Raw genomic sequence first — 15,032 nt, 5'->3', positions numbered from 1 at the left:
GTGACCCTGTTCAGTGGCGGCGGTGGGCGTTGAGGCGGTTTTCGACGAACAGCGAGTAGCGCGACATTCCAAAGCAGAACACGAAATAGATCATTCCGGCAAAGGCGAAGCCGGTAAAGGCCGTGGTCGGCGTCGACCAGTTCGGGTCGGAGAACGAAGCCCGCAGCGAGCCCAACAGATCGAACAGCGCCACGATCGACACCAGCGAGGTATCCTTGAACAGCGAGATGAAGCTGTTGACGATGCCGGGAATAACGTAGCGCAGCGCCTGCGGCAGCACGATCAACGACGTCGTCTTCCACCACGACAGTCCGAGCGCCGATGCGGCCTCCGCCTGCCCGCGCGCCACCGCGGCCAGCCCGCCCCTGATCACCTCGGCCATATAGGCGCCGGTGAAGATCGCCACGCCGATCAGGGCCCGCAACAGGCCGTCGACGGCGAAATTGCCCGGCACGAACAGCGGCAGCATGTAGGTCGCGAAGAACAGCACCGTGATCAACGGCACACCGCGCCAGAATTCGATGAAGGCGATCGAGAAGATCCGGATCAGCGGGATGCTCGAGCGACGGCCGAGCGCCAGCGCAATCCCGATCGGCATCGAGGCGACGATGCCGGTGATGGCGATCACCAGCGTCACCAGCAGGCCGCCCCACAGCCGCGTGTCGACGATCGGAAAGCCGCCGCGATCGAGCCCCATCAGCTTGATGCCCGCGGCGATCCCGGCAAACGTCAGCAGGCTGCCGATCAGCGCGCTGCGGCCGGTCCGCACACCACCGCCGAGCACAAACAGCACGGCCGTGACGATCACGGCGGTGACGAGGAAATCGCCCCAGACCGGCTGCGACGAGACCTGCAACTGATCGCGCAGCCAGGTCAGCGGAAAGATCAGCCAATGGATCAGCAGGCCCGCCAGGACGAGCAGCTTGCCCAATACCCAGAACAGCGGGGCGATCGCCGAGCTCTTGCTGAGACTGACCAGCAGGTCCCCGGCGCCGCCGATGCTCTGCTCGAACAGCTGCAACAGGCCGGCGGTCCAGCTCACGCCAAGGCCCGCGATGCCGCCGCCATGCAGCAGGAAGAACGCCACCACCGGAAACGCGAGGAAGAACAGGCCGGAGTTCAGGCCCTTGGCCGGCAGGCGCGGGATCAGCAGCGGCAGCAACAGCGCGGCGCCGAGCGCGTAGCTCAGATTGACGCGCCAGCGCTGGGCTTCCGGATAGAAGCCGTAGATCAGCTGCGTCAGCTTGGCCTGAATATAGGGCCAGCAGGCGCCGACCTCGTGCCCCGCCTTTTCGGCGAGGCAAGCGGTGCGATCCTTGCCGACCCAGACCGCGTCGACCAGCAGGAACTTGACCGCCGGGATCACGATGTACCAGGCCAGCAAGAGCCCGAGGATCGTGAGCAGGATGTTGCCCGGCGAATTGAACAGCCGCGTTCGGAGGAAGCCGATCAAGCCGGTGGTCTTCGCCGGCGCCGCACGCTCGGCGACCAGTTCCTGCCGGACAAAGGACGAGGCGGAGATATCCGTCATGCCGCCATGCTCCGGTTGATGCGCCAGCCATAGACGCTCATCAGCGCGCTCGTCGTCAGCGAGAGCAGCAGGTAGACGCCCATCGTCATGGCGATGATCTCGATCGCCTGCCCGGTCTGGCTTACTGCGGTGCCGGCGAATACCGAGACAAGATCAGGATAGCCGATCGCTACCGCCAGCGACGAATTCTTGGTGAGATTGAGGTACTGGCTGGTCAGCGGCGGCACAATGACGCGCATCGCCTGCGGCACCACGATCAGCCGCAGCGTCGCCGCCCGGCTGAGGCCGAGCGACGAGCCCGCCTCCATCTGCCCCTTGTGGATCGACATGACGCCGGCGCGGACGATCTCGGCGATGAAGGCCCCCGTGTAGGTCGACAACGCGACCGTCAGCGCAACGAATTCGGGGATGATCCGCGCGCCGCCGGCGAAGTTGAAGCCTTTCAGCTGCGGCAGCTCGAACTTCAGCGGCCAGCCGAAGATCAGCATCGAGACCAGCGGCAGCCCTACCAGGCAGCCCAGCACATAGGGCCAAATCCGGATCATCCGCCCATGCTGGAACAGGGCACGCCGCGCATAATGACGCAATCCGAGCGCCGCGACGATGCCGACCGCGAGCGCGGCCATGAACGGATAGAGCCCCGGCTCGGTGACCGGCTGCGGCACGACCAGGCCGCGATTGTTGAGGAAGAACGTACTGAAGACCGAGATGCTCTGCCGTGGCGCCGGCAACGCCGCGAGCACTGCGAGATACCAGAACAGGATCTGGAACAGGAGCGGCAAGTTCCTGACAATCTCGACATAGATGCCGCCGATCCGCGACAGCAGCCAGTTCGGCGACAACCGGCACAGCGCCACGATGAAGCCGATCACGGTGGCGAAGACGATGCCGATCACCGAGACCAGGATCGTATTCAGCAAGCCGACGAAGAACACCCGCCAGTAGGTGTCGGAATTGTTGTAGGCGATCAGGCTCTGATTGACGTCAAAGCCCGCATTGTAATTGAGGAAGCCGAAGCCCGAGGCAATGTGCTGGGTCTCCAGGTTCGTGCGCGCATTCGCCACGATCTCATAGGCGATCCAGGCCAGGATCGCGGCGAAGGCAATCTGCGCGGCCAACCCGTTCCAGCCGGTCTTGCCGCCAAGCGCACGCTTCAGCCTGAGGGCAAATTGCAGCGGTGGTTTGCGGGGCGCGATGCTCATCGCCGCAGCCGTCGGCTGGATCGATCAGCGGATCGGCGGCGCGTACTGGATACCGCCCTTGTTCCAGAGATTGTTGACGCCACGGGCGATGCCGAGCGGCGAGCCGGTGCCGACATTGCGCTCGAAGGCTTCGCCGTAATTGCCGACGGCTTTCACGATCCGCACCACCCAGTCCTTGGTAAGCCCCAGCTGTTCGCCCAGATTGCCGTCGGTGCCGAGCACCCGCTTGATCTCGGGCTTGTCCGATTTGAGCATCGTGTCGACGTTCTTCTGGGTGATGCCGAGTTCCTCGGCATTGATCATCGCAAACAGCGTCCACTTCACGATATCAAACCATTGGTCGTCACCATGGCGCACCATCGGCCCCAGCGGCTCCTTGGAAATGATTTCCGGGAGCACGATGTGATCGGCGGGGTTGGCGAGCTTCAGACGGCTGGCATAGAGCCCGGAGGCGTCGTCGGTGAAGACGTCGCAGCGTCCGGATTCATAGGCCTTGACCGCCTCGTCGATGCTGCCGAACGCGATCACCTCATACTTCATGTTGTTGCCCTTGAAGAAGTCGGCGAGGTTCTGCTCCGTCGTGGTGCCGGTCTGCACGCAGACCGACGCGCTGTTCAATTCGAGCGCCGAATTGACCTTGAGCGACTTCTTCACCATGAAGCCCTGCCCGTCATAATAGGTCACGCCGGCGAAATTGGCGCCGAGCGAGGTGTCGCGCGACACCGTCCAGGTGGTGTTGCGCGACAGCACGTCGATCTCGCCGGATTGCAGCGCCGTGAAGCGATCCTTGGCCGACAGCGGCACGAACTTGATCTTGGTCGGGTCGTCGAGCACCACGGCGGCAATGGCGCGGCAAACGTCGACGTCGATCCCGGTCCAGTTCCCCTTGTCGTCCGGCGATGAGAAGCCCGGCAGGCCCTGGCTGACGCCGCAGGACAGCTGGCCCCGGTCCTTGACCGTCTTGAGGGTTTGCGCCGAGGCCGCCTGGACCGACAGGGCGGCGGCGGCGGCAAGGATGACAGCCAGGGAAACGCGTTTCATGGGCGGGGCCTTTCAGGGTCGTCCGTTGGACGTTTGCTTTGTGATCGCCTCGCGTTCACGGGCCATCCCAATGATCCCTTGCAGCAAAAGATGCTTATCTGACGGGCAGGTTGATGCAAACCCGATCAGGCAACGGACCTTAGGTCGCGGCAGGCCCCTCAACGTGCGGCGACTGGTAGTTGCGCCGCATCACATAGCGACTGACGAGCCGGGTCAAGGGGTTGACGCATGTCTTCTACCTCTTGTTAGTAACACCTCCCGGCGTGGCCCTGTCTTCCCGACACGGTACGGCTGCGGCAAGAAGTCTAAAGTCTAACGGCAGCGATCCATGACCTCCTCTGACGGCTCCACACCCTCCCGCCCGCAAGACGCCGCGACCCGGCTGGTCACGGCCGGCCGCGACACCAAGGCCCAAAAGGGCTTCGTCAACCCGCCGGTCTTTCACGGTTCGACCGTGCTCTATCCGACCGCCGAGGACCTTCACGCGCATCGCGCCGAATTTACCTATGGCCGCCACGGCAGCCCGACCACGCGGGCGCTGCAGGACGTGCTGATGGCGCTGGAGGGGCCGCAATGCGCCGGTGTCGGCCTCGCCCCGTCGGGACTGGCCGCGATCAGCACCACGCTGCTCGCCGTGCTGAAGACCGGCGATCACCTGCTGGTGTGCGACAACGCCTATCGGCCGACGCGCAATTTCTGCGACAACATGCTCAAGCGTTACGGCATCGAAACCAGCTATTTCGATCCGTTGATCGGTGCCGGCATCGAGACGCTGTTCAAGCCGAACACCCGCGCGGTGCTGCTCGAGGCGCCCGGCTCGCAATCCTTCGAGATGCCCGATGTGCGCGCGATCTCGGCCGTGGCACATGCCCGCGGCGCGCTCGTGATCGACGACAACACCTGGGCGACGGCGCTCTATCACCGCTCGCTCGAGCAGGGCGTCGACATCAGCATGCAGGCCGGCACGAAGTATATCGGCGGCCACTCCGACATCATGTTCGGCACCATCGCGGCCAATGCGAAGACCTGGCCGATGGTGCAGGAGGCGATCCGTCTGCTCGGCGTCTGCGCCGGTCCCGACGACGTCTATCTCGCGCTGCGCGGTGTCCGCACGCTGTCGGTGCGGCTCGCACAGCACCACCGCTCCGGGCTTGAGATCGCGCGCTGGCTTGGCGCGCGGCCCGAGGTCGATCGCGTGCTGCACCCTGCCCTCGAAACCGATCCGGGGCACGCGATCTGGAAACGCGACTTCACCGGCGCCTCCGGCCTGTTCAGCATCGTGCTGAAGCCGGTGCCGCAAAGCGCGGTCGATGCGATGCTGAACGCGCTCACGCTGTTCGGCATGGGCTTTTCCTGGGGCGGCTTCGAGAGCCTCGCCATCCCGTTCGACTGCAGCGATTATCGCACCGCGACCAAATGGTCGCCGGGCGGACCGACGCTGCGGCTGCATATCGGGCTCGAGAACCTCGACGACCTCAAGGCCGATCTCGATCGCGGGTTTGCCGCGTTGAAGGCCGCGCTCTGATCGTCCCGCGCGAGCTCGCGCATTGGACGATGTTAACCACGGCCGACCGGCCGTGATCCGGTGTGCGACTGGCGTCGCACACGTTGGGCGCGCACGGCCTCCGGGATTCTGCGGAGATGCAAGGGATGCCGATAACTCGCCGTTCACCATCCCCACCAATCCCTTAATTGTCCGGACCTTCCATCAAGTTCCCTTATACTTTTGCGGCCGTAGTGATGCTCCCGGGAAGGGCTGTCAGTGCCGCAAGGACGTGACTGCCCTGTGTTAAGGGCATTCAGACAATCGCATGAAGACGGCACGCATCGTGGTCCTCGGCATCGCCGGCGTCGCAGGCCTCGCGGCCATGTATCTCGCGAGCGTTGGCGATCGCAAACCTGCGCCGGTCGCGCCGCCAGTGGCGCAGCTGCCGACCGTCGAGGTTCTGGTGGCGCGGTCCGACATCGGGCTCGGTCAATCGGTCAAGGCCGAAGACGTGCAATGGCAGCGCTGGCCGGCTGAAAGCGCGAGCAGCGCGTTCATCCGTCAGGACACCAATGCCGACGCCATGAACGACGTCATCGGCTCGATCGCACGCGCTCCTTTCATCGTCGGCGAACCGATCCGCGAGCAAAAACTGGTCAAGGCGAATGGAAGCGGATTCATGGCCGCGATCCTGCCCTCGGGCATGCGCGCGATCTCCACGGAAATCTCGCCGGAGACCGCCGCCGGCGGCTTCATCCTGCCGAACGACCGCGTCGATGTGATCCTGTCGCGACGCGACAAGAATCCCGACCAGTTGCAGGGCAGCCGCGACATCATCACGACCGAAATACTGCTGTCCAACGTCCGCGTGCTGGCGATCGACCAGGCGCCGAAGGAAAAGGACGGCAACAACTCCCTCGTCGGCAAGACCGTGACCCTCGAGCTTAAGCCCGAACAGGCCGAGACGCTCGCGCGGGCCCGGCAGAGCGGCACGCTTTCGCTGGCGCTGCGCAGCATCGCCGATGTCAACGAGAAGACCGACGAGACCAGAGATCATGCCCCGAAGCGGGGCGAGAGCATCAAGGTGGTGCGTTTCGGCATCCTGAGCTCTCAGACGACACAGAAGTGATGGGGGCTTCGATATGACAACGTCTGCAAGACAACTGGCGATACGGACCACGCTGGTCCGCTCGCTGTCATTCACGGCGGTCACCGCCCTGATGCTGGTCCCTGCCCTCGTCAGTGCGGCCGATCCCGACAAGAACGCGGACGTCGCGGTGACGAGCAGCATTGCCGCCAAGACGCGCTTCGTCTCGCTCGGCGTCGGCAAGTCCGTCGTGGTCGACCTGCCGCGCGAGGCCAAGGACGTTCTGGTCGCCGATCCCAAGATTGCCAACGCCGTGATCCGCTCGGCGCAGCGCGCCTATATCATCGGCGCGGCGGTCGGCCAGACCAACGTCGTGTTCTTCGATGCCGAGGGCAATCAGGTCGCCGCCTACGACATCGCGATCAAGCGCGATCTCAACGGCATGCGCGCCGCGCTGAATCAGATGCTGCCGGGCGTCAAGATCGAGGGCGTCGGCGACAGCGTCGTGCTGACCGGCACGGTGGCGAGCCCGGTGGAAGCCCAGCAGGCCGGCGACATCGCCGCCAAACTGGTCGGTAGCGCCGACAAGGTCGTCAACTCCATTGTGGTGCGCGGCCGCGATCAGGTGATGCTGAAGGTCACTGTCGCCGAAGTGCGGCGGGATGTCGTCAAGCAGCTCGGCGTCGATCTCAGCGCCAACATGAATTACGGCACCGCCGCTGTTGTCTTCAACAACGCCAACCCCTTCACAGCCAACAACGGACCACTCAACAGCAACGTGCTGACCGGCGCGGCGCTGAACAAACTCGGCGTGCCGACCGTCACCGCGACGCTGCGCGCGATGGAAAGCGCGGGCGTGGTCAAGACGCTGGCCGAGCCGAACCTCACGGCGATCTCCGGCGAGTCGGCGACCTTCGTGTCGGGCGGCGAGTTTCCAATTCCGACCGGGGTGACCTGTCAGACCTCGGCTACGGGTACGATCGGCAATTGCGTGCAGACCGTCAGCTTCAAGAAGTTCGGCATCTCGCTCAACTTCACCCCGGTGGTGCTGTCCGAGGGACGCATCAGCCTGAAGGTGATGACCGAGGTGTCCGAAGTCTCGATGGACAACGCGTTGACCGGCGGCCAGGGTGGCACGACGATCCCCTCGATCAAGACCCGCCGCGCCGACACCACGCTGGAAGTGCCCTCCGGCGGCTCGATCGCGATGGCCGGACTGATCCAGGAGCAGACCAAGCAGGCCATCAATGGCATGCCGGGTGTCGATCAGATTCCGATCCTCGGACAACTGTTCCGGAGCCAGGACTTCGTCAACAACGAGACCGAACTGATGGTCATCGTGACGCCCTACGTGGTGCGCGCCGTGGCCCAGAAGGAATTGTCCCGTCCCGATGACGGATTTGCCCCGGCATCCGATGCGCAGTCGGCGCTGCTGGCACGCGTCAATCGCATCTACGGCGTTGCCGCCCGCGCCGAGCCGATCGGCGCCACGCCGGTCAATTTCGGCTTCATCATCGACTGAGCGCGGACCTGAAGGGATTGGGGGATCCTATGACGACACGCAACACACAAGCCGGTCACGTGAAGACGCTGTCGCTGTTCGGCGCCCTCGTCACGTCAGCGATCGCGCTCGGCGGCTGCAATCTGACAGGCGATGTCGTCACCGGCACGGTGCCGGACGACTACCGGCAACGGCATCCGATCGCGGTCACCGAGGGTGAGCAGTCGATCGTGGTGTTCGTCGGCCGCGCCCGCGGCAATCTCACCGAAACCCAGCGCGACGACGTCATGGGACTGGCCCGCAGCTGGCGCCGCGAAGGCACCGGCGCGATCGCGATCGACGTGCCTGCCGACACCACGAACGCGCGCTCGGCGCAGGCGGTGTACCAGGAGATCCGCGGCGTGCTGGCGTCGATGGGCGTTCCCGCCCACGCCATCACCAGGCGCTCCTATCACCTGGACGACCCGCGCGCGCTTCCGACCGTTCGCCTGAGCTATCCGAAGATGGCCGCGGTCGCCGGCCCGTGCGGCGTGTGGCCGGCCGACCTTGGTCCGTCGATCTACAATCCGGCCTACAACGAGAACAAGCAGTTCGACAATTTCGGCTGCGCCACGCAGCGCAATCTGGCTGCGATGGTCGCCAATCCGTCCGACCTCGAACAGCCGCGGACCGAGACCGCAGCCTACACGCCGCGCCGGTCGGAAGCATTCCAGAAATACCGCAAGGGTGAAACGACCGCGACCACCTACCCTGAAGCCGATCGAGCCAAGCTGAGCGACGCCGCGAAATGACCGAACAACAAGACGAGCCGCAGCACGCCAACGACCACATCGCGCCGGCGCCGCGGATTTCGGTGCAGGCCTTCTGCGCCAGCGTCGCGACGGCCACGACCGCGCGCGCCGCCGCCGACGACCGCCGGCTCGCCAAGGCTCACCTCTCCGTTCATATGGGCGGCATCGCCGCGGCGATCGACGCCTATCACAAGGCACCGACGCCCAATGTCATCATGCTCGAGACCGAGCCCGACAACGATCTGCTCGCCAGTCTCGACGAACTCGCCACGGTCTGCGATCCCGGCACCCGCGTCGTCGTGCTCGGCATGCCCGGCGAGACTGCGCCGTATCGCGAACTGGTCCGGCGCGGCGTCAACGACTACGTCATCGGGCCGGTCAAGGTGCTCGACATCGTGCGCTCGATCTGCGGCCTGTTCTCGTCCTCGGAAGCGGTGTCGGTCGGCCGCCTGATCGCGGTGGCGGGCGCCAAGGGCGGTGTCGGCGCCTCGACCATCGCCCACAATGTCGCCTGGACCATCGCGCGGGACCTCGGGCTGGATTCGGTCGTCGTCGATCTCGACCTCGCCTTCGGCACCGCAGGCCTCGACTATAACCAGGATCCGACACAGGGCATCGCCAACGCGGTGTTCGCGCCCGAACGTCCGGACAGCGCCTTCATGGAACGCCTGCTCGCAAAGTGCGGCGACCATCTCAGCCTGCTGGCGGCCCCGGCCACCCTCGACCAGGTCTACGATTTCGGCGCCGAAGCGTTCGATGCCATCTTCGATACGATGCGCATGACCACATCCTGCATCGTGCTCGACGTCCCGCACCAATGGACCGCCTGGACCAAGCGCGTGCTGGTCGGCGCCGACGATATCCTGATCGTGGCCGAGCCCGATCTCGCCAACATGCGCAACACCAAGAACATGATGAACCTGCTCAAGGCCGCACGTCCGAACGACCGGCCGCCGCTCTACTGCCTGAACCAGGTCGGCATGTCGAAGCGGCCCGAGATCGAGGTCAAGGACTTCGCCAAGACGATCGACAGTCAGCCGATTGCGACCATCCCGTTCGATTGCAGGCTGTTCGGTGAAGCCGCCAACAACGGCCAGATGATCGCGGAAGTCTCCGCGCGTCATCGCACCACGAGGACCTTCCTGCAGATCGCGCAACGCCTCACCGGCCGTCCCGATCTCGCCGAGGCGCGCGAGTCGTTCCTGTCGCCGATCCTCAAGAGGCTGCAGCCGCGCCGCAACGACGGGCGCCGCGCCGGCTAGCCTTGCAGGCTTCCGCTTGAAAACGCCCTAGTCGCGGCGGCTGGCTGCGACCGGGATCTTGTCCTGATCGTTCCGGCTCGCGTCCCTGCGCGCCAGCAGCCGCTTCAGCGCGGCGACGTTGGCCGAGCCCTGCTCCGGCGGCAGATCGGCCTTCATGATGGTTTCAGCCTCGGACTGGCGGCCTTGCAGGCCGACCACGACGGCGAGATTGGTTCGCACCCGCATGTCGTCGGGCGCACGCTCCCGGGCGCGGCGCAGCGTCTCCTCAGCCTTCGGCAGGTCCTTCGACAGCAGGTAGGACAGACCGACATTGGAGAGCACCGAGGGATCGTCAGGCACGATCTTCAGCGCGCTCGCGTAATACTGCCGGGCCTCGTCGTGACGGTCGAGCTGATCGAGCACGGCGCCTTGCGCCGACAGGATGCGCCAGTCCGGATCTTCCGGCGTGTGGGCGCGCCCCAGCACGTCGAATGCCTGCTGGAAATTGCCGTTGTCGGCGAGCGCCCGTCCGTAGCCCGCGAGCAGCGCCTTGTTGCTGGGTTGCGCCAGCACCGCCTGCTCCATGACGGCGACGGCCTGCGCGCGCTGGCCGGTGGCGCGCAGCGCCCGGGCGTATTTCAGGGCGGCGTCGGTGTCTTTCGGATTGGCGCGGACGCGCTCGTGATAGGTCGCGATGTCGCGACGGGGATCGGCCGGCGCCGGCGTCGCCTCCGCCGTATCGCCCAATGACCCAGTGATGTCGGATGGTCCTGAGGTCTGACAGGCGGACAGCCCGATCAGCAGGATCACAGCCGATGCCGAACCGGCGAGACGGCGGGCACGGCCTGAAGGTCGGGGTAGTTTCTCGGACATCAATGAGACTCGGAACAGCGAAGGTTCCAAGATGCTCACAGCTTAACCCTAAGGCCGGGTTAAGGATGCCATCATGTCGCCGTCATCCGGCCGAAAACCGGGTCCGGGCGCGTCTTCGCAGCGTTCTTGGCAGGCCAGCCTGCTCGCCGGATCAGTCGACGAACTGGGCGCCGAATTCGTGCCCGATTTGCCAGGCCAGCCGGCACTGACGCGGGCTGCCGGTCGAGAGAATGATGGTGAATTCCGGCGGAATCTCGAGATATTCGGCGATCACCTTGACACCGCCGGCGGAAATATCGGTGATCATGCAATCGCGCGGCAACGAACCCGTGCCCAACTGAATTTTGGCGACGCTCCGGCACGCGCGGCGTTCGCTCTTGCGGCGATTCATAAACATTCTGATCCCCAAGCCTTTCTGGACAGCGTCTCGTTCCACTCGTTATAGCCGGGAAAGATTGGGAACTGCCTAGCGCAACCAATCGCAATTGATTGGTCATCTCTAGGATTCATTTACCGGATCCGGCCGGTCACTGTCCGATGTGTCGCCGTCCGAATCAGGCCGGGCTTTCGCCTGACCCATCCGGTTCCAACGAGAACAAAAAGGGGTTGATCCCAGGTCGTTTGGCTCTATAGCGTGACCCCTTCGACTCGAATTTGCCGGGATATCCACGAAGTATGGGAAGTCTTGTTCTGCTTGATCTGATGGGGGGCGTCGCGCTCCTGCTGTGGGGCCTGCACATGGTCCACAGCGGGATCCTGCGTGCGTTCGGGCCCGATTTGCGGCTGTTGCTGGCGAGGGCGCTGAACAACCGGTTCACCGCCCTTGGCGCCGGCCTCGGCCTGACCGCCCTGCTCCAGAGCTCGACCGCGACCGCGCTGATCACCAGTTCCTTCGCCGCCGAGGAGATCGTCAGCCTGGTGCCGGCGCTCGCGATCATGCTCGGCGCCAATATCGGCACCACGCTGATCGTGCAGGTGCTGTCGTTCAACGTCGCGGCCGTGGCGCCGGTGCTGTTCATTACGGGCCTCGTCGCGTTCCGCAGCGGGCCGCGTTCGCGGATCAAGGATCTCGGCCGGGTCTCGATCGGCCTCGGCCTGATGCTGCTCGCGCTGCACATCCTGCTCGATACGATGGCGCCGGCCGAGAACGCGCCGGGCGTGCGCGTCTTCCTGGGCGCGATCACCGGCGATCCCGTGCTCTGCATCCTGATCGGCGCGGTCGTGACCTGGCTGGTCCATTCCAGCGTCGCCAGCGTGCTGCTGGTGATGTCGCTGGCCTATTCCCAGTTCATCTCGCCCTATGCCGCGTTCGCGCTGGTGCTCGGCGCGAACCTCGGCAGCGCCGTCAATCCATTGCTGGAAGGCGCGCGGCGCGACAATCCGGCGAGCTACCGGCTGCCGGTCGGCAACCTCGTGAACCGCATTGTCGGCATTCTGCTGGTGGCGCCGTTCCTGCGCCCGATCACCGAGTTCGTCTACGCCTGGCAGCCCGATCTCGCCAAGGCGACCGCGCTGTTCCACATCGCCTTCAACGTCGCGACCGCGCTGCTGTTCATCGGCGTGCTCGACCACATGGCGCGGCTGCTCGAGCGGCTGTTGCCCAAGCGGGCGCAGGAGACCGATCCGTCACGGCCGCGCTATCTCGACGAGAGCGCACTGGAGACGCCGTCGCTCGCGCTGGCCGATGCCGCGCGCGAGGTGCTGCACATGGGCGATCACACCGAGGCGATGTTGCGCAAGGTGATGGCGGCGATGATGACCAATGATCGCGCCCTGGTCGACCAGGTGTCGAAGATGGACAACACCGTCGACAGCCTGAACGAGGCGATCAAGCTCTACGTCACCAAGCTCACCCGCGGCAGTCTCGATGAGCGCGAGGGTCACCGCGCCATGGAGATCGTCGCGTTTGCGATCAATCTCGAGCATATCGGCGACATCATCGACAAGAATCTGAGCGAGCTCGCGACCAAGAAGATCAAGCACCGCCTGCAATTCTCCGCCGAAGGCGCCGAGGAGCTGTCGGCGTTCCACAAGCGCACGATCGACTCGCTGCGGATCGCGTTCGGTGTCTTCATGTCGGGCGACGCCGGCGAGGCGCGCAAGCTGCTCACCGAGAAGGCGGCGCTGCGCGCGGCCGAATTGGCCGCGGTCGAACGCCATCTGGAGCGCCTGCGCGAAGGCCGGCCCGAGACCATCGAGACCACGTCGCTGCATCTCGACGTGCTGCGCGACCTGCGCCGCATCCACTCGCACATCTGCTCGGTCGCCTATCCGGTGCTCGATGCCGGCGGCGAGACCGCCGCCGATCGCGAGAAGGCGGTGGAGCCAGCCGAACTTCCAGCGCCCGGGCGGCTTTGATCGAGCGAGCCGCGATCTGCGCTAGGTCGGCGGCCGGTGTTCGGAACCGGGATGCCGCTGCGGAAATGCGAAGGCGGCCGCGAGCTCGTCGATGCTGTCGCGCTGGCGATCGAAGGACTCAAGGAGGTCGCCCTGTAGCAGCCGGCCGCCCGACAATTTCATACGAAGCGGATCGACGTTGCGGCCGTTGATCCGCACCTCATAATAGAGATGCGGTCCGGTCGAGAGCCCGGTCGATCCGACATAGGCAATCGTCTCGCCCTGACGAACCCGATCTCCGATCTTCAGCCCCGGCGGGACGCTCGCAATGTGGGCATAGGTCGTCTCGTAACCGCGATCGTGGCGTATTCGGATGTATTTGCCGTAGCCGCGTTCGTAGCCTTCGATCTCGACGACGCCGGCGCCCGCGGCCGCGACGGGCGAGCCGTAGGGCGCTGCATAATCGACGCCCTCATGGAAGCGGCGGTCGCCGAGGACTGGATGAATGCGCCAGCCAAATCCGTCGCCGAGACGTCCGCTGACGACCGGCTTGCGCAACAGGAATTTGGTGATCGACTGCCCAGCCTCATCATAGAAATCGGAGCTGCCGTCGTCCGGCGCCGTGAAGCGATAGTACCGCCGCGTCTGCCCACCCGCCGTCAGGTCGATGAACACCAGCTCCGGCTGGCCGATATCGTTGGGAGCGTAGATGATCTCGGCCACATCGGCGTCGCCGAGCGGCTCATCGAGGTCGAAATCGCGGCCACACAGCCGCATCAGCTCGGCTACGATCCCCTCGTCGACGTGATTGGAGCGGGCAAGCGCGTTGAGACCATCACGCAGCGTTTCGCCGGGAACGGCGTGCGTGTCGATCGACTCGCGCAGCAAACTCTCGCTCCGCACGCCGACGTCTGGCTGCTCCGGCACGATCGCCTGGTATTGGCCGCTATCCGTGCGACCGACGGCGGCCACACTGGCGTCCGCCCGCTCGATCGACACCTTCGCGACATGGCCGCGTGACGAAACGGTGTCGCCGTTCTGCTCGATGATCGTGATCTTCTCGCCACCCGATAGCGTCGCTTGCCCGCCTGGCGACGCGAATGCGGCAAGGATCGCCGGCGCATCCTCCGCGGCCGCGGCCAACGCCTTCAGAATGGCGGACAGCGTGTCCCCGGCTCTCGCGATGACGACATGCCGATGGTGACGAGACGACGCGGGCGACTTCGGAAGGTTGGTGACGTTGACGGCCTCACCGATCGGCGACGGCGGATGCGGCGCGTCTTCATCGGCCGCATAGGCGCTGGTGCCGCCCGGCAGCCCGCCGCGTGATGAACCTGCCCGTATGATGGCCGGCAATTCCGGCGACGAGCTCAGTCGCTGGTCGTCCTTACCATCTCCCGGTGCTTCGCGACGATGGTCCTGTTGTGGTTCGGGATCGATCTCCGCGAGCCGCGCCGACACGCGGGTAAATGGGCGGACCGAGCCGGTATCGCTCAGCTGCTCGATCTTGAGCGCAGAGGAATTGCCTTGCGCGCCGCCCCTTCGATCCAGACGGTTGCCGCGCCGGGCCTCGTCAACAACTTGTTCCGTGAATCGCGGAAGTGAAACGACCGGCGAGATTGCGAATCGCGTGTGATCGCCAAATGCCCCGCGAAGCGCTCCGCTTAGGAGAGCGACCGCCGCGGCCCCGATCAGAACCGTTCCCGCCATCCAGCGGATACTGATTGCGCGCCGGTCCGGCAGCTCGCGCTCGCCGGTCAGCGGCGGCGCGTCGGACGACGGGACATCGCGGCCGCCCGATGACTGACCGCCCGCTTTCGTCGCATCGCCACGGCCGGTCATCAACGCCCCTCATTCCCTGGGGCACGGTCTCGGCATGCCACTACGCCCACGGCTGGCCGTAGATGCCATACGCCTTGGGGCGATTGTTTGACCGTCGTTC

General features: G+C 65.3%; 12 protein-coding genes. 6 read left to right on the top strand and 6 right to left on the bottom strand.

Annotated elements, in window-relative coordinates; translation table 11 throughout:
* Positions 1-10: 10 nt before the first annotated feature.
* Genes BI327_RS08185 through BI327_RS08175 form a run of 3 tightly spaced genes read right to left on the bottom strand, consistent with a single transcriptional unit; the run spans position 11 to position 3,774 of the window.
* Complete coding sequence (locus BI327_RS08185) at positions 11-1,531, bottom strand: amino acid ABC transporter permease (RefSeq protein WP_076859497.1); 1,521 nt, start codon at positions 1,529-1,531, stop codon at positions 11-13.
* Positions 1,528-2,733: an amino acid ABC transporter permease gene (locus BI327_RS08180; RefSeq protein ID WP_076859495.1), complete on the bottom strand. Its 1,206-nt coding sequence runs from the start codon at positions 2,731-2,733 to the stop codon at positions 1,528-1,530. Before BI327_RS08180 ends, BI327_RS08185 begins: the two co-directional genes overlap by 4 nt.
* 24 nt (positions 2,734-2,757) lie before the next feature.
* The gene (locus tag BI327_RS08175) at positions 2,758-3,774 is read right to left on the bottom strand and encodes an amino acid ABC transporter substrate-binding protein (protein ID WP_076859492.1); all 1,017 of its coding nucleotides are present in this window, start codon (positions 3,772-3,774) and stop codon (positions 2,758-2,760) included.
* A 328-nt stretch (positions 3,775-4,102) separates the two neighbouring features.
* On the opposite strand from BI327_RS08175, the gene metC reads away from it, so the two are divergent.
* From metC to BI327_RS08150, 5 genes are all read left to right on the top strand, one after another.
* Complete coding sequence (metC, locus tag BI327_RS08170; RefSeq protein WP_076859490.1) at positions 4,103-5,299, top strand: cystathionine beta-lyase; 1,197 nt, start codon at positions 4,103-4,105, stop codon at positions 5,297-5,299.
* 286 nt (positions 5,300-5,585) lie between these two features.
* Positions 5,586-6,389, top strand: a complete 804-nt coding sequence (cpaB, locus tag BI327_RS08165; protein ID WP_076859488.1) for a Flp pilus assembly protein CpaB — start codon at positions 5,586-5,588, stop codon at positions 6,387-6,389.
* A gap of 13 nt (positions 6,390-6,402) precedes the next feature.
* Positions 6,403-7,869, top strand: coding sequence for a type II and III secretion system protein family protein (locus tag BI327_RS08160; protein ID WP_076859486.1), 1,467 nt, complete (start codon positions 6,403-6,405; stop codon positions 7,867-7,869).
* A gap of 29 nt (positions 7,870-7,898) precedes the next feature.
* A complete protein-coding gene (locus BI327_RS08155) occupies positions 7,899-8,639 on the top strand; it encodes a CpaD family pilus assembly protein (RefSeq protein WP_076859484.1) in 741 nt (246 codons plus the stop codon).
* Positions 8,636-9,901, top strand: coding sequence for an AAA family ATPase (locus BI327_RS08150; RefSeq protein ID WP_076859482.1), 1,266 nt, complete (start codon positions 8,636-8,638; stop codon positions 9,899-9,901). Before BI327_RS08155 ends, BI327_RS08150 begins: the two co-directional genes overlap by 4 nt.
* A gap of 27 nt (positions 9,902-9,928) precedes the next feature.
* On the opposite strand, the gene BI327_RS08145 is transcribed toward BI327_RS08150, so the two are convergent.
* Together BI327_RS08145 and BI327_RS08140 are read right to left on the bottom strand one after the other, a co-directional pair.
* The gene (locus BI327_RS08145) at positions 9,929-10,753 is read right to left on the bottom strand and encodes a tetratricopeptide repeat protein (protein ID WP_076859480.1); all 825 of its coding nucleotides are present in this window, start codon (positions 10,751-10,753) and stop codon (positions 9,929-9,931) included.
* 151 nt (positions 10,754-10,904) lie between these two features.
* Positions 10,905-11,150: a PilZ domain-containing protein gene (locus BI327_RS08140; RefSeq protein WP_029083893.1), complete on the bottom strand. Its 246-nt coding sequence runs from the start codon at positions 11,148-11,150 to the stop codon at positions 10,905-10,907.
* 278 nt (positions 11,151-11,428) lie between these two features.
* Here BI327_RS08140 and BI327_RS08135 point away from each other — a divergent pair, with 278 nt between their 5' ends.
* Positions 11,429-13,111 carry a Na/Pi cotransporter family protein gene (locus BI327_RS08135; RefSeq protein ID WP_076859479.1) on the top strand — a complete coding sequence of 561 codons (1,683 nt, stop codon included), beginning with the start codon at positions 11,429-11,431 and terminating at the stop codon, positions 13,109-13,111.
* 21 nt (positions 13,112-13,132) lie between these two features.
* On the opposite strand, the gene BI327_RS08130 is transcribed toward BI327_RS08135, so the two are convergent.
* Positions 13,133-14,932: a M23 family metallopeptidase gene (locus BI327_RS08130; RefSeq protein WP_076859477.1), complete on the bottom strand. Its 1,800-nt coding sequence runs from the start codon at positions 14,930-14,932 to the stop codon at positions 13,133-13,135.
* Between the last annotated feature and the right edge of the window lie 100 nt (positions 14,933-15,032).

Origin of the sequence: Bradyrhizobium mercantei, assembly GCF_001982635.1 — a bacterium.
Lineage (GTDB): Bacteria > Pseudomonadota > Alphaproteobacteria > Rhizobiales > Xanthobacteraceae > Bradyrhizobium > Bradyrhizobium mercantei.
The sequence above is the reverse complement of the archived record's forward strand: the minus strand, read 5'-3'. Positions and strand labels throughout refer to the sequence as shown.